This is a genomic window from Pseudonocardia thermophila (assembly GCF_900142365.1).
Classification (GTDB): domain Bacteria; phylum Actinomycetota; class Actinomycetes; order Mycobacteriales; family Pseudonocardiaceae; genus Pseudonocardia; species Pseudonocardia thermophila.
Window position 1 is genome coordinate 57,605 of record NZ_FRAP01000011.1, and the last position, 18,059, is coordinate 75,663.

Below are 18,059 nucleotides of genomic sequence, written 5' to 3' on the forward strand. Positions count from 1 at the left end.
GCGCTGCCCGGCGGCGGGCGCGGCCCGGCAGGTCCGCGTCCGCCGCTCGGGAGCGATCACGTGGTGAGCTTCAGCAACCTGGCCGCGTTGCCCCCGAGTACCGCGGCCTTCTCGGCGTCCGTCAGCGGTGCGGCCACCAGGTCGGCCAGCAGCTCCGTCAGCGCGGGTACGCCGCTCGCCGCCGAGTAGAGATCGCTGCCGTACAGCACGCGCTCGGCGCCGACGCGCTTGATCAGGTTCAGCGCGAACCCGACGCCGTGGGCGAGCGCGGTGTCGAAGTGGAGGTTGGGCCGCCGCTCGGCCACGTACGGGACGAACTGCGACTGCTCGAACGTCGAGAGCACGTCCAGCACGACGATGTCGAGGTCCGGGAAGTCGCCGGCGAGCACGTCGATCTTCCACAGCGCCTCGGACGAGGACTCTCCGATCGAGTGGATGAACGGCACGAGCCCCAGCTCGCCCATCCGCTCCAGGTACCGCCGGACCCAGACGCTGTCCACGCTGACGCCCTGCATCCGCGTGTGGAAGCTGATGCCGACGAGCCCCAGTTCGGAGCGGCAGCGCTCGAGCTCCGCCAGGCCGCGTTCGCCGTTGAGCGGTTCGACGATCCCGACGGCAGCGGGGAACAGGTCGCTGCGCCGATCCCGGACGGCCGCGATCGCGTCGTTGACGCGGCGGTTGTCGGCGATCCCGTCCGGTCGCAGGTAGTCGTGGCTCGCGATGACCACCGCTTGGTCGACGCCGCGTTCGGCGAGCACGGCCGCGCGCCGGGTCACCTCTTCGTCGAGGTCGGCCACGGCATGTCCGTGCCCGGACGAGACCAGTGCGCCGACGTGGTTGTGGATGTCGATGACGTGGAACGGGTGCATGATCCTGCACTGTTGCACGGAATCGCGGGCGTCCCTTCCGTACCGGTACGGAGGAGCGCATCCGCTGCCCGGCCTACGATTCGTGAGGGTTTTCGGTCAGGCCCAGTAGTGCCGACCGGTAATACGGATTCTCTGTCATTGCTGCCCATTCCGCAGAACGCGACGACCGCGGTTCCCTCGAACCGGCCGGAGGAGAAAGAGATGCTGGACCCGACGCGCCGACCGCAGATGCTCATCGACGGCCGGTGGACCGACGCGCTCGACGGCGCCACCTACGGCACCGTGAACCCGGCGACGGAGGAGCCGCTCGGGCCCGTTCCGCACGCCTCGCCGGAGGACATGCGGCTGGCGATCGCGGCCGCCCGCCGGGCCTTCGACGAGGGGCCGTGGCCGCGGCTGCCGCTGCGCGAACGCTACCGGATCATGCACCAGCTCGCCGACCTCATGGAGGAGCACCAGGAGGCGCTCTCCCGGGTGGTCGTCACGGAGACCGGCACGACCGCCTACCTGGCCAGCATGGCCGGCCCGATCCAGATCCTGCGGGAGACCGCCGACCTGGTGCTGTCCGAGCCGTTCGCCGAGTCGCTCGCCCCGTTCCCGTTCCAGGACCGGATGATCCAGACGCAGGTCCTGCGCCAGCCGGTCGGCGTGTGCGGGCTGCTGCCCACCTGGAACGTCCCGGTGATGATCGCGATCCGCAAGATCGCGCCCGCGCTCGCCGCCGGGTGCACCGCGGTCGTGAAGGCGCCGCCGCAGACGCCGCTGACGCTGCTGGCGCTCGCCGAGATCGTCGCGGAGTCCGACCTGCCCCCTGGCGTGCTGAACTTCGTCACGGGCGACGGCATCGAGGCCTCTCGCGAGCTGGTGCGCAGCCCCCTGGTGGACCAGATCAGCTTCACCGGCGGGCTGGAGGCCGGGCGGGCGATCCAGGCGGAGGCCGCCGGCACCGTCAAGCGGGTCGTGCTGGAGCTGGGCGGGAAGTCGCCCAACATCGTCCTGGACGACGTCGATCTCGACGTGGCCGCCCGCATCGCCGCCCCGCACGCGGGGTTCGGCGCTGGGCAGGCCTGCTCGATGCTCTCCCGCGTCCTGGTGCCCCGGCCGCTGGCCGACGGGTTCGTCGAGCGGTTGGTCCCGCTGGTCGCGGGCATGCCGGTCGGCGACCCGACCGATCCGCGGACCGTCGTCGGTCCGCTGATCCGCGAGGAGCGCCGCGCCGCCGTGGAGAAGTACGTGGCGCTGGGCCTGGAGGAGGGTGCCGAGCTGGCCACCGGGGGCCGCCGGCCCCCGCACCTGGAGCGCGGCTACTTCTACGAGCCGACGGTGTTCGTGAACGCGCGCAACGACATGCGGATCGCGCAGGAGGAGATCTTCGGTCCGGTGCTGACCGTGATCCCGTACGACACCCTCGACGAGGCGATCCGGCTCGCGGAGGACACCGTCTACGGGCTCCAGGCGAACATCACCTGCCGCAACGTGGCGACCGGCCTGGAGATCGCCCGGCGGCTGCGCAACGGCGCGGTCTCGATCAACGGCGCGGTGGACGGGGTGCGGGCGCCGCGCGGCGGGTTCAAGCAGAGCGGGATCGGCCGCGAGGTGGGCAAGTGGGCGCTCGACGACTACCTCGAGTACCAGGCACTCACCTACCCCATCTGACCTGCGCCGCATCGTCCTCCGTAACGAAGCCGGTAACGACCGGTTCATAGCGTCCGGCGACCGTTACGCGGACCTCCCCGGAATCCACCGAACTCCTCACAGCGCTCCGGGAACGGTCCGCCGGACGTGGCTCCTGAGCGGAGGGACATCGATGTCAGGAACACAGGAGGATTCGCCCGTCGCCGGGTCACCGGTCGTTCGATGGGTGAGCCGGCTGTCGATCGCGCTCGTCGTTCTCGCAGCGGCCGCAACCGTCGTGCTGATGGTGCAGGTCGTCGCCGACGTCGTGGCGCGCAACGTCTTCAACTCCCCGATCCCGGCCACGTTGGAACTGGCCCAGTACTACTGGATGGTGCTCGTGGTCTTCGGCGGCCTCGGGTACGCCCAGCTGCGCGGAGAGCACGTCCGGGCGACCGTGCTGACCCACCGGCTCCCCGCGTCGTGGCAGCGCGCCACTGAGGTGAGTGCCCTGGTCCTGATGGCCGGCTTCGCCGCACTCGTCGCCGCGTACGGATGGGGCGAGGCGGTCGAGAGCACCGCGATCCGCGAGACGGCCGCCGCGTCGAGCGTGCTCGTCTGGCCGATGCACTGGGCCGTTCCGGTGGGCGCTGCGGCCCTGGCGCTGCAGGCCCTCGTGTCCGTCCACCTCGTCCTGACGCGGCCGCAGGCGAGTCGCGACCGACGCCAGCAGGAGGAACCGGCTCGATGACCTCCACGTCCGAGAACGTCGCCGAGTCCCGGATCGCGGTCACCGAGCCGCCCCGGCTCGCGGATCCGATCCCGCGGCGGCGCTTCACGCCGAGCTCGGCCGGGTTCCTGGTGATGGTCGCGGTCTGCATCGGCCTGACCGCCACGATCGTGTTCGCCGACATCAGCCGGCTCACGGTCGGGGTGCTCGTGGTGCCGCTGACCATCCTCCTGCTCATCTGCGGGGTGCACGTCTCCGTCGCGATGGCGTTCGGGGGCGCGCTCGGCCTGTGGAAGCTGGGCGGGTGGTCCGGGCTGGGCAGCGCCTTGTCCACCATCCCGTACTCCTCGGCGGCGAGCTGGAGCCTCACCGTCACGCCGATGTTCGTCCTGATGGGCATCGTGCTGGGGCAGACCGGCATCACCGGCCAGCTGTTCGACGCGGCCCGGCTGTGGCTGGGCCGGATGCGGGGCGGGCTCGCGGTCGCCACCGTCGCGTCCGGGGCCGGGCTGGCCGCGGCCAGTGGCAGCACGACCGGCATCTCCTACGCGATGGGCCGCGTGGCGATCCCCGAGATGCTCCGGTCGCGGTACTCGCCGCAGCTGGCGACCGGAGTGGTCACCGCGGCCGGCACCCTCGGTCAGATCATCCCGCCCAGCGTGCTGCTGGTCATCTACGCCGGAATCGCCCAGACCCCGGTCGGCCCGCAGCTCCTGGCGGGCGTGGTGCCCGGCGTGCTGCTCGCCGTGCTGTTCGCCGTGATGATCATGGTGCGGGCCCGGATCGATCCCGATCTCGCCCCGGCGACGCACACCGCCGCCGTCCCCTGGGGTGTGCGGCTGCGGTCGCTGGCGTCGATCTGGCCGTTGCCCGTGCTGATCCTCGTCATCATCGGCGGGATGTACTCGGGCTTCATGACCGCGACGGAGGCCGGAGCAGTCGGCGCGCTGGTGGCGATCCTCATCGGGGTCTGGAGCAAGCGGAGGGCCGGAGCCCGCGCCGTGTTCGCCGTGCTCGGGCGCTCGCTCGCCGAGACCGCGTCCGCGGTCGCGATGATCATGTTCTTGCTCATCGGCGTGCACATCCTCAGCCGGCTGGTCGCGCTCTCCGGCCTCGCTCAGGCGGCGTCGCGGATGGTCACGGCCCTCGACCTGACCCCGATCGCGCTGCTGCTGACCCTGGTCGTGACCTACCTCGTGCTCGGCATGTTCATGGACACCCTGGCCATGCTCATGCTGACGATCCCGGTCCTGCTCCCGGTGCTGGAGGCGCTGAGCATCGACCTCGTCTGGTTCGGCATCTTCGCCGTCCTCATGGCCGAGATCGCGATGATCACGCCCCCGGTCGGGGTGGTGGCGTTCATCGTCCACGGGCTCGCCCAGGACCGGGAGGTCAACCTGGGCACCGCGATCAGCCTGGCGACGGTGTTCCGCGGGTGCGTGTGGTTCGTCGCCACCGCGTTGGCGCTCGTCGTGCTGCTGATCCTCTTCCCGGATCTCGCCCTCTGGCTTCCGAGCAGCGGATCCGCGCAATGAGCGGAATTCGGCATTCGGTGCCGGAAATGCGTTGGAACGGCGCTCGTAACGTGCGTCGTAACGACACGAAAAGAACCATTTCGGCGGTGGTTCGTGCAGCGACGTACTCAACGGAGAGTGGCAGGATCATGACGAGGCCCCGGAAGGCGTTCCTCGGCGCGGCGGTGTCGGCCGCGCTGATGCTCGTGCTCAGCTCGTGCGGCGGCGGGTCGGCCGGTGGAAAGGTCGCCGACAGCATCGAGACGATGGATCCGATCACGCTGACCTACACATCGGTGAGCGCGGAGAAGAGTGCGGGCGCCCTGAACTTCGAAGTGTTCGCGAAGGAGGTCGAGGAGAAGACCGGCGGGAAGATCAGGTTCGAGCAGTACTTCAACGGATCGCTGCTGCCGGGCGACGAGACGCTCGAGGGAATCGGTTCCGGGGTGGCCGACGCGGGATTCGTGATGCCGTCGTACTACCCGCAGAAGATGGCGCTCGGGAACTGGATCATGGATCTGGGCTCGATGCCGTCCAACGACATCCCGCACGGCATGCTCGCCGGCTCCGCCGCGATCCAGGAGCTGCAGAACGACTCGGACGTGCTGAAGGAGTGGTCCGGCCACAACATCAAGGTCCTCAACATCTCCCAGCCCGGGGTGGGCAACGCACTGCTGTGCACCAAGCCGATCGACTCGGTGGAGGCCGCGAAGGGCACGCGGGTGCGCTCCGGCGGCGGGGTCTGGAACGCCGAGATCGAGGCCATGGGGATGGTGTCGGTCCAGGTCCCCGCGCCCGAGACGTACGAGGCGCTGCAGCGCGGCGTCGTCGACTGCATCACCGCGGCGCCCTCGACGCTCATGGGTTACGGCTGGTGGGACGTCGCCAAGCACTTCATCCCGGTGTCGATGAGCGCGTTCAACAGCTCCGCGCAGGTCATCAACCTCGAGGTCTGGAACAGCCTCCCGCCGGACGCCCAGGCCGTCATCACCGAGGCCGCGCACCGGTGGTTCGTCGGGGTCACGCAGGAGGTCCTGCAGAACTACGCCCGGTTCGCCACGGAGGGCCCGGCCAAGCACGGGATCGTCTTCCACGACCCGACGCCGCTCGACGCGCTGCTGAAGCAGCACCAGGAGAAGTTCATCGCCGCGAAGGTGGCCTCGCCACCGCCCGGGCTCGCCGATCCGCAGGGCCTCGTCGACAAGTACCGGGCACTGCTGGACAAGTGGATGGCGAAGACGACCGAGGCGCTCGGGACCCCGCCGCCCCCGCGCGATCCGGCTGCGATCACCGAGAGCTACATCAAGGGCGGCGACCTCGATCTCAGCCGGTTCCTGGAGATCACCGGGAAGGAACTGTTCCCGCTTCCGCCGAACACTCGATGAATTGACCCGCTGAGTTCTGAGCGATCGCGGACGAAATCGTCCGCGTAGGAGTGCAGAGTGAGTACCAGAGAATTCCGCGACAAGTTCGCCATCGTCGGCGTCGGGATGACGCCGACGGCGCGCACCCACGCCCGGGGCATGAGCGCGATGCGGCTGGAGGCGTGGGCCGCCAAGCTCGCCATCGAGGACGCCGGGCTGGCCCGGGAGGACATCGACGGCGTCGTCCACGCGATGATGGCCAGCCCGCATCCGCCGCTGCAGTGGACCGACACCTACTCCCGCATGCTGGGGCTGCGGCCGAACTTCTACCTGACGGTGGCGCGCGGCGGCCAGGCCGCGCACAACGGGCTGCTGCTGGCCACCCACTACCTGCGGCTCGGCCTGGCCAAGTACGTGATCGTGTCCTGCGGCCTGCCCGGCTGGTCGGCGTCGCACGCCCCGGAGGGTCCCGTCGGCATGCTCGGCACGGGCGGATGGCGCGGCCAGCTGGGGTTCGGCATCGGGCCGCTGGGCTTCAACGCCGCCGCGGGCGGCGGCAGCTCGCACGGGTTCTACGTGTCCCGGCACATGCACGAGTACGGCACGACGGCCGAGGACCTCGCCGAGGTGGCGCTGTCCGCGCGAGAATGGGCGAACCTGAACCCGGAGGCGCGGTTCCACGACCGGAAGCTGACGCGTGAGGACTACCTCGCCTCCGACTACGTGATCGAACCGCTGCGGAAGATGGACTGCTGCATCGAGAGCGACCTCGGCGCGGCGATCGTCGTCACCACCGCCGACCGGGCCAGGAGCGGGCCGAAACCGCCGGTCTACCTCAAGGGCCTCGGGTTCGGTGACCAGGCGCGCAAGCAGTGGTGGGACAAGAGCAACTACACCCAGGTCGACGGCGCGTTCGCGGCGAAGCAGGCGTTCGCGGAGGCCGGCGAGAACATCTGGAGCATCGACGTCGCGGAGCTCTACGACTGCTTCACGATGGAGATCATCTTCTACCTGGAGGACTACGGGTACTGCAAGAAGGGTGAGGCCGGGGAGTTCCTGAGGAGCGGCGCGACCCGGCCCGGCGGCTCGTTCCCGATCAACACCCACGGCGGGCTGCTCTCGGGCATGTACCTGTTCGACTTCCCGAACGTGGTCGAGGCGACCCGTCAGCTGCGCGGCGAGGCGGGGGACCGGCAGGTCCCCAACGCGCACCTCGCCCTCACCAACGGCCACGGAGGCGAGATGGTGGAACCGTTCATGTGCTCATCGCACGCCACGATGATCCTGGGGAACGAGCTGTCATGAGCGAGCAGAAGGTGTCCCGGCTCGGCCCCTGGGTGGAGCGGCCGTTCCCGCCGCTGCTGCCGGAGATCGTCCCGTTCTGGGAGGGACTGCGCCGGCACGAGTTCCGGCTCGTGAAGTGCCGCCGCTGCGGCGCCTGCTACTACCCGTACACGGTGTGCGTGCGGCACGCCGACATCCCCGACTTCGACGAGATGGAGTGGGCGCCCACCAGCGGCCGCGGCACGGTGTTCGCGCACCTGACCGTGCACAAGGTGGTCGACCCGGCGTTCCAGCCCGACCTGCCGTACGTGCTCGCGCTGATCGAGCTCGACGAGGGGCCCCTGTTCGCCACGCGGATCGTCGACTGCGACCCGCAGGACGTCCGCATCGGCAGGCGGGCCGCCGTGAAGTACCACGACGTGCCCGGCCAGGACCGCACCCTGCCCTTCTTCGTGCTGCAGGACTAGTCCGCAGCCCGTTCCCCAGCACCAGAACAGGAGAACGTCCATGCCGTCTGCTGCCGTGCAGCGGATCGAACGCCTGCTCCGCCCGCGCTCGGTCGCGGTCGTCGGAGCGTCGGGCGACACGAACAAGCTGGCGGGCAGGATCGTCCCGGCCATCCGCCAAGGGGGCTTCGCCGGGAAGCTGTTCCCGATCAACCCACGGCGCTCGGAAGTGGCCGGACTGCCCTGCTTCCCCAGCCTGTCGGCGGTGGGGGAGCAGATCGACCACTGCATCGTGATCCTGCCGCGGGACCAGGTGCAGGAGGTCGTCGAGGAGTGCGCCCGGCTCGGCGTGCAGGGCGTGAGCATCTTCGCCTCCGGGTACGCCGAGGCCGGTGAGGACGGCGTCCGGGCGCAGCAGCAGCTCGTCGAGCTGAGCCGCAGCGCCGATCTGCCGTTCCTCGGCCCGAACTGCATGGGCTTCGTCAACCTGGTGGACGGGCTCACCGCGACGACGTCGTCGGTGATCGCGCGCAACCAGGAAGCCGGCGATCTCGCGCTGATCTCGCAGAGCGGCGGGCTGGCGTTCGGCACCATCGCGTACGCGGTCGCCGAGAGCCCCATGGCGTTCTCGTACGCGCTCAACACCGGGAACTCCGCCGGGGTGGACTTCGGTGACCTCGTCGAGTTCCTCTACGCCGACGAGCACACCCGCCGGATCCTGATCGTCGCCGAGAGCAACGCGCACGTGGCCCAGGTCGTGCGGCGGGTGGACGAGATCGGGCTGCAGAAGCCGATCGTGCTGCTCAAGCTCGGCCGCGGAGAATCCGGCGCGGCGGCGGCGCGTGGACACACCGGCTCGCTCGCCGGTGACTACGAGCTCGTGCGCGACTGCGCCGAGGGGGCGGGGATCGTGTGCGTCGACGACGTCGCCGACGCGATCAACGCGCTGCAGGTGGTCGGCTCCGCACCCGCCCGCGAGGGGCGGCTGGGGCTGGGCGTCGTGTCGATCTCGGGGGGCAACCTCACCCTGTTCGCCGACGTCCTGAGCAGCAGCGAACTGGAGTTCGCCACCCTGCAGGCGAGCACCGTCGACACCCTGCGCGAGCTGCTGCCGGGCTCCGCGAGCGTCACGAACCCGGTCGACGCCACGTTCCTCGGCTTCGACCGCCCCGAGGTCCTCGGGCGCGTCGTCGAGACGCTCGGCAACGATCCGGACTGCAAGATCGTCGTCGTGATCACGACGACCGCGGAGGACCTGCGGCCCGCGGCGCGGGCGGTCGTCGACGCGGCGGCGAGCTCGCCCGCCCAGGTGGCGGTCGTGTGGAACGGCGGGAGCTACGACGGCGCGGCGGAAGGCATCCTCACCTCGGCCGGGATCCCGGTCGTGCGCGGATCGGCCGCGTTCGCCCGCGCGGCGGCCGCCGTGCAGCGTGCCACGCCGCGCACGCGGGACACCACCGGCGCCGCCGGGACGCTCGTCACGCCGGCCGGGTTCGGCACGGCCGAGCTGCGCGAGTCGGACTCGCTGGAGTTCCTCGACGTCAACGGCGTGCCCGTGGTGCCGTGGCGGCGCGCGACCGGCGACACCCTGGTCGCCGCCGCCGAGGAGATCGGGTTCCCGGTCGTGATCAAGGTGGACACCGCGCAGACCCGCATCTCCGACCAGGGCGGCGTGGTGCTCGACCTGCGCAACGCGGCCGAGGTGGAGAAGGCCGGGGCGGAGCTGGAGGAGAAGTTCGGCGGCGACTACCTGGTGGCCCGGTTCGCCGGTGGGGCCGAGATGTTCGCCAGCGCGTTCCAGCACCCCGACTTCGGGCCGGTGCTGGCCGTCGGCACCGGGGGCCGGCTCGTCGAGTCGATCAAGGACGTCACGTACGTCCGGCTGCCGGCCCAGCCGCAGGACATCGCCGCCGCGCTGCGCCGCACCCTGATCGGGAAGGTGCTGGACGAGGGTGCGCGCGGCATGTCGGGCTTCGACTCCGCGGTCGGCGCCGTGCACGCGCTCGGCAGGCTCGCGCTGGCCGCTCGCGACGTCGTGACGCAGATCGAGATCAACCCCTTCATCGTGGGTGATGGACGCGCGGTGGCGGTCGACGCCTCGATCCACCTGAAGGGGACCGGCCCGGAGGAGGCGCTGTGAAACTGATCCCGCCCTGCCCCGTCATCGACGTCCACCACCACTTCGCGACGATGGACGCCGCGGTCTGGACCGGAGGCGCCGGACACGGTTCGGATCCGCGAGCGGAGTTCATGGCCGAGCACCACATCGATGGGGTGTTCGTGCTGGCCGGGGCGACCGGGGTGAACGCCGCCAACGCCCCGTCGGTGAACGACGGGGTCGCGGCGTACCGGGCGAAAGACCCCGACAAGTACCTCGCCGCGTTCGCCACGGTGGACCCGACCGACGTGGCCGCGGCCGTGCGCGAGGTGGACCGAGCCGCCGTCGAACTGGGCGTGGACGGGTTCGTGTTCCACCACCACTTCCAGCAGACCACGATCAACGACCAGCGGATGCGGCCGATCCTGGAGGCGATCCAGCGCCACCGGAAGCCGGTGTTCGTCCACATCGTCAGCGGGTCGCTGCTGGAGGATCCGTGGCGGCTCGCCGAGCTCGCGCAGGAGTTCCCGGAGATCACCTTCGTCGGGCTCGACGGCTTCTCCTCGCCCGGCGGTGCGGGGGAGATGGTCCTCATCGCGAAGCAGTGCCCGAACCTCCTGTTCGACACGGCACTGCTCGCGTCGGTCGCGCACGGCCTGGACGCGTTCGTCGAGGCCGTCGGGCCCGAGCGGCTCTTGCTGGGAACGGACTTCTACACGCAGCCGCGCTTGTACCAGGTTCCGTTCCCCCTGTACGAGGTGCTCAACCTCGGGCTGACCGACGACGAGCTGGCCGCGATCCTCAGCGGGAACGCCCGGCGCCTGATCGGTCGTGCGTAGCACGACGAGCAGCGCGGCGGCGGACCTGCCGATGCGGCTGCGGCTCGTCGTCGGGCGGCTGCAGCGCAAGCTCCGCCTCGGCGTGGCCGGTGACCTGCCGCCGCTGCAGTACGGAACGCTCGCGATCCTCGACGCGCGCGGCGAGCTCCCCCTCGGGACGCTCGCCGCGCTCGAGGGCGTGCGCCCGCCGACGATGTCGCGGGTCGTCGCGACCCTCCAAGAACGCGGCCTCGTCGAGCGCGGCAACGACAACGACCGTCGTCGCCGCACCGTGCGGCTGACCGCGGCGGGCGCGGCGACGCTGGCGCTGGCCCGGCACCGGCAGACGGCTGGGCTCGCCCGTCGGCTCGCCGCGCTCGACGACGCGCAGCGGGCGGCCGTGAAGAACGTGCTGCCCGTGCTGGAGGCGCTGGCCGACCGGCACTGACGCCCGTGAGCTACCCCAGCGGGCACCGCGAGTTGCCCCGTCCGGCCCGGTGAGTTGCCCCGTGCGGCCCGGCGAGTTGTCCCGTGCGGCCCGGTGAGTTGCCCCGTGCGGCCCGGCGAGTTGCCCCGTGAGGAGGCGTGAGCTTCTCCCGACGGCCCGGCGGAACACCGGCTCCGCGACGGTGCGTCGTCCGGCCGGGGCAACGCCGGCCGCTGAACGAGGCAACCCGGCGTCCGGGAGCGAGTGAATCGTCATGCCCGGACGGGGCAGCTCGCCCTGCTCCGAAGGGCAACTCGCCGTCCTCGAACGGGCAACTCGCGCTGCCCGTCGGGGCAACTCGCTGGCCTGGACGGGGGAGCTCGCCGCGCGAGGACCGCGGCGCGGCGGACACCCGGTGGTGGGGCTAGCGGGTGGCGGGCTCGGTCGGGCGCAGCGCGCGGAGCGCCTCGCCGCGCAGGTACGACGGATCGGCGGGGCCCCACTCGGCGAGCGGGTACTGCTCGGCCGGGTCGTCGATCGCGCGCACGTCGCGGTAGTCCTTCACGACGACGCGGTGGGCGATGCGCCATTCGACGGCCCGTCGCTCGAAGAGATCGACGTAGCGGCCGTGCAGCACGGACACGATCTTGCGGCCGGCGCGCCGTTCGCGCAGCACGCACGCCGCGGTGACGTACGACTCGACGTGCGCCCGGTCGCCGTCCAGCTCGATCGTGATCGTGCTGAGGGAGTGCCGCATGACCTCGTAGCGGTCGGGGATGCGGCCGAGCGCGCGCTCGTAGAACCCGGCGGCGCTGCCGCACCAGTCCCCGTGGACCTCGGTGGCGTCCGGGTGGTAGCAGCTCGCGCACAGCCGGGCGTCGGCCCGGTCCAGGCCCCGGCAGAGCCGGTGCAGCACCTGGGTGATCTCCTCGCGGTCGAGCAGAGCCGCGAGCCGCGCCCCATCCACGTCCATCTGCCTCGCACTCCGGGCTCGCATCGTGACGCCGTTTGCCGGGAGAAGCCGACCTGCGGCGCGTTACCCGGCGCGTTAGCGGCGGGGTAACGACGACGGTAACGAGAAGCGCCGATCGTACCGGCAGAACAATCGCCTCAGGGATGTGAGCGTGTCTGTCGTGGTCTCGACGCAACCAGTTTCCCTGCCGCCCGTCGACGGTTCCGTGGCCGAGTTCGCGACCGCGTTCCGCGAATGGCTGGCCGACAACGCCGCCGTGCTGGAGCCGCACCGGCATCCGCTGCCCGGGACGATGGCGGAGGTGTTCGCCCACGAGCAGCGGCTGCGGCGGCTGCTGTGGGACGCCGGCTGGACCCGGTCGGGCTGGCCGCCGGAGTGCGGCGGCCTGGGCGGTGACCCGCTGCTGCGCGGCGTCGTGCTGGAGGAGCTGGCCGCGGCGGGCTACTCGATCCCGGAGTCGTGCGGGCTCGCCGAGATCATCGGCCCGACGATCCTGCACTTCGCGCCGGCGAGGCACGGGGAGCTCGCCGCGATGCTGCGCGGCGACGAGCTGTGGTGCCAGGGGTTCTCCGAGCCGGAGGCCGGCAGCGACCTCGCCTCGTTGCGCACCCGCGCCACGCGGGACGGTGACCGCTGGATCCTGAACGGCCAGAAGATCTGGACCAGCCGTGGCCACATCGCCCGGCGGATCCTGCTGCTCGCCCGCACCGGCACCCCGGAGAGCCGCCACCGCGGACTGTCGATGTTCCTGGTCGACCTGCAGACCCCGGGCATCACGGTCCGGCCGATCCCGTGCGCCGACGGCCGCGAGGCCCTCTCCGAGGTGTTCTTCAGCGACGCCGCGATCCCGGCCGACGCGCTGGTCGGTGAGGTCGACGGCGGCTGGGCCGTCGCGATGTACCTGCTGCAGTTCGAGCGCGGGAACTTCGCCTGGCAGCGGCAGGCCTGGCTGCGGTCCCGGCTGGTGGCCGCGCTCAACGAGCCGGACGCCGACGCAGACGCGGCCGCGGAGGCGGTCGGTGAGGCGTACCTGAACCTGCTCGCGCTGCGGGCGACTTCACTGGACACGCTGCGCCGCCTGGTGGCGGGCGAACAGCTCGGCCCGGCGATCTCCGTCGTCAAGGTGCTGCTGTCCACCACCGACAAGGCGGTGCTGGACGCCGCCCGCGCGTTGATGTGGCCCCGGCTGGAGATCGGTGACGAGCCGGGGACCGGGGTCTGGCGACAGGAGTGGTGGTTCAGCCGGATGGCCTCCGTGCTCGGGGGCACCGTCGAGGTGCAGCGGGACATCATCGCCAACCGCGTCCTCGCCCTGCCGAAGGAGTAGTCGATGCCGGAGATGTCGGAGAACGAGCTGGCCCTCCTGCGCGAGTCGACGCGGTCGCTGCTCGACTCCGCGGATCCCGTGGCGGTGCCCGGTGCACTGGCCGAACAGGGCTGGCTGGACCTGCTGTCGGAGGAGCCGGAACCGGCCTGCTCGGTGTTGTTCGAGGAGCAGGGCCGGGCCTGCGCGGCCACACCGGCCCTCGACCTCGTCGTCCTCGACGCGGCCGGTCCGGTCTCGATGCGCACGACCGCCGTGGTCTGGCCGGACTTCCGGCGCAGCCTGGAGCCCAGCTCCCGACTGGCCGACGACGTGCTCACCGTCGTCGGCGTGGTGCTCGCCGGGTGGCAGCGCGCCGACGAGTACCTGGTGCCGGTCGCCGGGCCCGGGGCCGAGTCCGCCGACTCCGTCCTGGTGCGCGTACCGGCGGACGCGGTGACCGCCATCCCGTTCGCCGGGCTCGACGCCTCGGCGGGGATGGCGCTCGTGCGCACCACCGTCAGCCGGGAGGCGGTCACTCCCACCGAGCTGCGCTGGTCCTCGGTCCTGCCGCGGGCGCAGCGCTGCGTCGGGCACGAGCTGGTCGGGCTCGCCGCCGCCGTGCACACGATCGCGCAGGAGCACGTCGCGCAGCGCCGCCAGTTCGGCAAACCGCTCAGCTCCCTGCAGACCGTCCGGCACCGCCTGGCCGACATCGAGGTCGCGCTCGCGGCGGCGCGCGGCGCTCTGGCCGCGGCCTGGACGACCGACGACCGGCGGGTCACCTGGGCCGCCAAGAGCCTCGCGTGGCGGGCCGCCGCAGCGGCGGCCCGCGACGGCCAGCAGCTCTGCGGTGCGATGGGCTTCACCCGCGAGCACCAGCTGCACCGGTTCGTGCGCCGGGCCCAGCTCGTCGACTGCCTGCTCGGTCCCGGCGCGTGGCTGGTCGGGACGCTGGGCCGCGATCTGGTGGAGACCCGCGAGGTGCCGCTCGTCCCCGCGCTGGCCTGAATAACGAAGCCGGTAACGAGCGGCAGGAAATGATTTCGCAACGGTCGGGAGATTTCCGGCCGAAACGCACGTGACGATTTGAGGACGGGTGGACGCGATGACGGCGGATCTGGTGAAGGTGGAATCCGATGGGCCGATCAGGATCCTGACGCTGAACCGCCCGGAGGCGCTGAACTCCTTCGACGACCCGCTGAAGGTCGCGTTCATCGACACGCTGCGCTCGGTCGAGCGCGATCCGGACGCGCGCGCGATCGTGCTCACCGGCGCCGGCAAGGCGTTCAGCGCGGGTGGGGACATCTCGAACTTCGAGAACCGCAGGGAGTTCCACAACCGCTTCTACTGGATGCGGATCGCGCGGGCGGTGCCCGAGTCGCTGATGCGCTGCCACCTGCCGGTGGTGGCCGCGATCAACGGCCCGGCGGTCGGCCTGGGGTGCAGCCTGGCGCTGCTGAGCGACATCGTCGTCATCGCCGACACCGCGTTCCTCGCGGACCCGCACGTGAACGCGGGGCTCGTCGCGGGTGACGGTGGCGCGGTCCTGTGGCCGCTGCTCGTCGGGTACCTGAAGGCGAAGGAGTACCTGCTGCTCGGCGAGCGCATCCCGGCGGAGGAGGCGGTGCGCCTCGGCCTGGCGAACCGCGCCGTGCCCAAGGAGGACGTCCTCCAGGAGGCACTGGGCCTCGCGCGGCGGCTGGCGGAGCTCTCCCCGCACGCGGTCCAGGAGACGAAGAAGGCGATCAACCTGCACATCGAGGCCGCTGCGCTGCGGATCACGCCGTTCGCGCTGGCCGCCGAGAGCGAGTCCTTCGTCACCGACGAGGTCAAGAGCTTCATCGAGAAGTTCACGACGAAGGCGCGGTGAACCGGGCGGCGGGTCCGGGTCGTGGTGGGTGGCGCCGTGCAGATCGGCCAGTGGCAACGGATGGACAACGGCTGGATGCTTGACGTGAGCGACGTCGTGGTCGGGGGTGAGGCGCGCAGCATCGAGGGTGCACGGGCGTGGTTGCGCCACCACCTCGAGCTCGGCCGGTATCCGATGCGCTCGGTGGACGGACCGGCGGCGGTCCGCACCATCGGCGCGCTGACCGGGGTGGATCCGCAGCAGTGGTGCGCAACGTGGCTGGGCGCCGCCGACGAGTTCGTCGCGCAGGCCGGCGCCGCGTCGGACGTGCGGACCGCGGCGAAGGCGTGGTGGCAGGCGTACCGGTTCGCGTCGCTGGCGCGGTTCCCGGCACCCAACCACCCGGCCAAGGCCCGCGCCTACGAGCTGGAGCGCGCCTACTTCCTGCGGGCGGTGAGCCTGGAGGATCCGCCCGCGCGCCGGGTCGAGGTGCCGTTCCACGGCAGGGCGGACGAAGGCGAGTCGGTCGTCTTCTACGTCGTCCGCCCGATCGGGGTCGCCCGCCCGCCGGTCGTGATCGCCTCCGTGGGCGTCGACGCCGGCAAGGAGGCCGCCTACGACATCGCCCGCCGCTACGTCGACCGCGGTGTCGCGGTCGTGCTCGTGGACATCCCGGGCGTCGGTGAGGCGCCGGTGCTCGCCGGGCCGGACGCGGAGCGGATGTGGGACCCGGTGCTCGACTGGATCGCCGCGAACGGGCTCGACGCCGACCGGGTGGCCGTGCTCGGCTCGGCGTTCGGCGGCTACTGGGCCCACAAGCTCGCGCACACCCACCGGGACCGGCTGGTCGCCGCGGTGAACTGGGGCGGCGGGGTGCACGTGTCGTTCCAGCCCTCGTGGCAACAGATGTCCTGCGAGGCCCAGTCGTACCTGACCGAACCGGTCGCGGTGCGGGCCCGGATGTTCGGCGTGACCACGTTCGACGAGTACGCCCCGCGCTGTGCGGCGCTGTCCCTGCTCGACCAGGGGCTGCTGGACACCCCGTCGTGCCCGCTGCTGCTGGTCAGCGGCAAGGACGGCCTGCAGAGCGTCGCCGACGTGACGCTGTCGCTCGAGCACGGGCAGCCGAAGACGGTCCGCCTGTTCTCCGGTGGCCACCCCGCCGTCGAGGCCGCCGCGGCGCAGGACGTCATCTGCGAGTGGCTGATCGGCCACCTGACCGGAAGCGGAAACCCGCCCACCAGGGCCTGGACGGAACGAGTCACCTCATGAACGTCGCCATGCTGCTGGAGATGGCGGCCATGGCCGGGGACGGCCGGGTCGCCGTCGGCCCCGCGGACGGCGGCGCCACCCATGCCGAGCTGCTGGAGCACAGCAGGCGGGTGGCCGGATGGATCGCGTCGACCGACGCCGCGCACGTCTGCTACCTGGGCGGCAACGGCCCGGACGTGGTCCACCTGCTGTTCGGCAGCGCGGTCGCCGGGCGCCCGTTCGTCCCGCTGAACTACCGGCTCACCCGCGATCAGCTGCGCCACCTGCTGGAACGGGTGGCGCCCGCTGTCGTGGTGACCGACGACGCCATGGCGCTGCCCGAGATCGACGTCCCGGGCGTCACCCGGGTACCGCTGGCCGCGTTCCGGGCCGCGGCCGCGCAGACCGCGGTACCGGATCCGGTCCCCGAGCCGGACCCGGACGCGGTCGCCGTGCAGATCTTCACCAGCGGCACGACGGCCGCGCCGAAGGCGGCGACCCTGCGCAACCGCCACCTGGCGTCGTACGTGCTGTCGTCGGTCGAGCTCATGACCGCGGCGCCGGACGAGTGCGCACTGGTCAGCGTGCCGCCGTACCACATCGCCGGGATGATCGGCCTGCTCACCGCCGTCTACGCCGGGCGGCGGATCGCGCCGCTGCCGCAGTTCGACGCCAAGGCCTGGGTGGTGCACGCCCGGGAGCAGCGCGCGACGCACGCCATGGTCGTGCCCACGATGCTGACCCGCATCATCGACGTCCTGGAGGCGGAGGGCGAGACGCTTCCGGCGCTGCGGCACCTGTCCTACGGCGGCGGCCGCATGCCCACCCCGGTCATCGAACGGGCGCTGCGGCTGCTGCCGCACGTCGACTTCGTCAACGGCTACGGCCTCACCGAGACCAGCTCGACGATCGCCGTGCTCGGCCCGCAGGATCACCGCGACGCGATCGCCAGCAGCGATCCGCAGGTGCGCGCCCGCCTGGCCTCGGTCGGCAAGCCGATCCCCGGCGTCGAGATCGAGGTCCGCGACCCGGCGGGCCGGGTGGTCGGTCCCGGGGAGCGGGGCGAGATCCACGTCCGCGGGCCGCAGGTGGCGGGGGAGTACGCCGGTACGAGCGTGCTCGGGCCGGACGGCTGGTTCGCCACGAAGGACGCCGGCCACATCGACGCCGACGGGTACCTGTTCCTCGACGGCCGGCTCGACGACGTGATCGTCCGCGGCGGCGAGAACGTGCCACCGGGCGAGGTGGAGGACGTGCTGGTCGCCCACCCCGCGGTCGCCGAGGCCGCCGTGGTCGGCCTGCCGCACGTCGAGTGGGGCGAGACGATCGTGGCGGCCGTCGTCCGCAAGCCGGACGCGCAGGTCAGCGGCGAGGAGCTGCGCGAGTGGGTCCGTGGCCGGCTCCGCTCCTCGCGCACCCCGGAACGGGTCGTGTTCGTCGACGCCCTGCCCTACACCGACAGCGGCAAGCTGCTGCGCCGCGTGCTGCGGGCCGAGCTGGCTGCGGGGTGAGGGGA

Annotated in this window: 16 protein-coding genes; 14 read left to right on the forward strand and 2 right to left on the reverse strand. The window is 71.7% G+C overall.

The window, feature by feature from the left end; all coding sequences use genetic code 11:
• Window positions 1-56: 56 nt before the first annotated feature.
• On the reverse strand, window positions 57-869 hold the full coding sequence (locus BUE41_RS15225) for an amidohydrolase family protein (protein WP_073457774.1): 813 nt from the start codon (window positions 867-869) through the stop codon (window positions 57-59).
• Between the two features lie 201 nt (window positions 870-1,070).
• Between BUE41_RS15225 and BUE41_RS15230 the strand changes: the two genes are divergently transcribed.
• The 9 genes from BUE41_RS15230 to BUE41_RS15270 all read left to right on the forward strand — a co-directional run bounded on the left by BUE41_RS15230 (window position 1,071) and on the right by BUE41_RS15270 (window position 11,185).
• A complete protein-coding gene (locus BUE41_RS15230; protein WP_073457775.1) occupies window positions 1,071-2,525 on the forward strand; it encodes an aldehyde dehydrogenase family protein in 1,455 nt (484 codons plus the stop codon).
• A 205-nt stretch (window positions 2,526-2,730) separates the two neighbouring features.
• On the forward strand, window positions 2,731-3,234 hold the full coding sequence (locus BUE41_RS15235; protein ID WP_073457776.1) for a TRAP transporter small permease: 504 nt from the start codon (window positions 2,731-2,733) through the stop codon (window positions 3,232-3,234).
• A complete protein-coding gene (locus BUE41_RS15240; protein ID WP_200803925.1) occupies window positions 3,231-4,748 on the forward strand; it encodes a TRAP transporter large permease in 1,518 nt (505 codons plus the stop codon). Before BUE41_RS15235 ends, BUE41_RS15240 begins: the two co-directional genes overlap by 4 nt.
• Window positions 4,749-4,876: 128 nt before the next feature.
• Window positions 4,877-6,112 carry a C4-dicarboxylate TRAP transporter substrate-binding protein gene (locus BUE41_RS15245; RefSeq protein WP_073457777.1) on the forward strand — a complete coding sequence of 412 codons (1,236 nt, stop codon included), beginning with the start codon at window positions 4,877-4,879 and terminating at the stop codon, window positions 6,110-6,112.
• 57 nt (window positions 6,113-6,169) lie between these two features.
• The gene (locus tag BUE41_RS15250) at window positions 6,170-7,396 is read left to right on the forward strand and encodes a thiolase C-terminal domain-containing protein (protein WP_143172177.1); all 1,227 of its coding nucleotides are present in this window, start codon (window positions 6,170-6,172) and stop codon (window positions 7,394-7,396) included.
• Window positions 7,393-7,842, forward strand: a complete 450-nt coding sequence (locus tag BUE41_RS15255; protein WP_084755096.1) for a Zn-ribbon domain-containing OB-fold protein — start codon at window positions 7,393-7,395, stop codon at window positions 7,840-7,842. The genes BUE41_RS15250 and BUE41_RS15255 overlap by 4 nt, the downstream gene beginning before the upstream one ends.
• A 40-nt stretch (window positions 7,843-7,882) precedes the next feature.
• A complete protein-coding gene (locus BUE41_RS15260) occupies window positions 7,883-9,961 on the forward strand; it encodes an acetate--CoA ligase family protein (protein WP_073457779.1) in 2,079 nt (692 codons plus the stop codon).
• A complete protein-coding gene (locus tag BUE41_RS15265; RefSeq protein ID WP_073457780.1) occupies window positions 9,958-10,758 on the forward strand; it encodes an amidohydrolase family protein in 801 nt (266 codons plus the stop codon). The genes BUE41_RS15260 and BUE41_RS15265 overlap by 4 nt, the downstream gene beginning before the upstream one ends.
• Window positions 10,751-11,185, forward strand: coding sequence for a MarR family winged helix-turn-helix transcriptional regulator (locus BUE41_RS15270; protein ID WP_143172178.1), 435 nt, complete (start codon window positions 10,751-10,753; stop codon window positions 11,183-11,185). The genes BUE41_RS15265 and BUE41_RS15270 overlap by 8 nt, the downstream gene beginning before the upstream one ends.
• A 403-nt stretch (window positions 11,186-11,588) precedes the next feature.
• Here the strand turns inward: BUE41_RS15270 and BUE41_RS15275 are convergent, their stop codons facing one another.
• Window positions 11,589-12,137 carry a nuclear transport factor 2 family protein gene (locus BUE41_RS15275; RefSeq protein ID WP_073457782.1) on the reverse strand — a complete coding sequence of 183 codons (549 nt, stop codon included), beginning with the start codon at window positions 12,135-12,137 and terminating at the stop codon, window positions 11,589-11,591.
• Window positions 12,138-12,288: 151 nt separating this feature from the next.
• On the opposite strand from BUE41_RS15275, the gene BUE41_RS15280 reads away from it, so the two are divergent.
• The 5 genes from BUE41_RS15280 (at window position 12,289) to BUE41_RS15300 (ending at window position 18,054) form a co-directional block, all read left to right on the forward strand.
• Complete coding sequence (locus BUE41_RS15280) at window positions 12,289-13,464, forward strand: acyl-CoA dehydrogenase family protein (RefSeq protein ID WP_159444913.1); 1,176 nt, start codon at window positions 12,289-12,291, stop codon at window positions 13,462-13,464.
• A gap of 3 nt (window positions 13,465-13,467) precedes the next feature.
• On the forward strand, window positions 13,468-14,451 hold the full coding sequence (locus BUE41_RS15285) for an acyl-CoA dehydrogenase family protein (RefSeq protein ID WP_073457783.1): 984 nt from the start codon (window positions 13,468-13,470) through the stop codon (window positions 14,449-14,451).
• 97 nt (window positions 14,452-14,548) lie between these two features.
• Window positions 14,549-15,313 (forward strand): enoyl-CoA hydratase/isomerase family protein, encoded by a 765-nt coding sequence (locus tag BUE41_RS15290; RefSeq protein ID WP_073457897.1) that lies wholly within the window; start codon window positions 14,549-14,551, stop codon window positions 15,311-15,313.
• Window positions 15,314-15,388: 75 nt separating this feature from the next.
• A complete protein-coding gene (locus BUE41_RS15295; RefSeq protein WP_159444914.1) occupies window positions 15,389-16,564 on the forward strand; it encodes an alpha/beta hydrolase family protein in 1,176 nt (391 codons plus the stop codon).
• Window positions 16,561-18,054: a class I adenylate-forming enzyme family protein gene (locus BUE41_RS15300; protein WP_073457785.1), complete on the forward strand. Its 1,494-nt coding sequence runs from the start codon at window positions 16,561-16,563 to the stop codon at window positions 18,052-18,054. Before BUE41_RS15295 ends, BUE41_RS15300 begins: the two co-directional genes overlap by 4 nt.
• The last annotated feature ends 5 nt before the right edge of the window (window positions 18,055-18,059 follow it).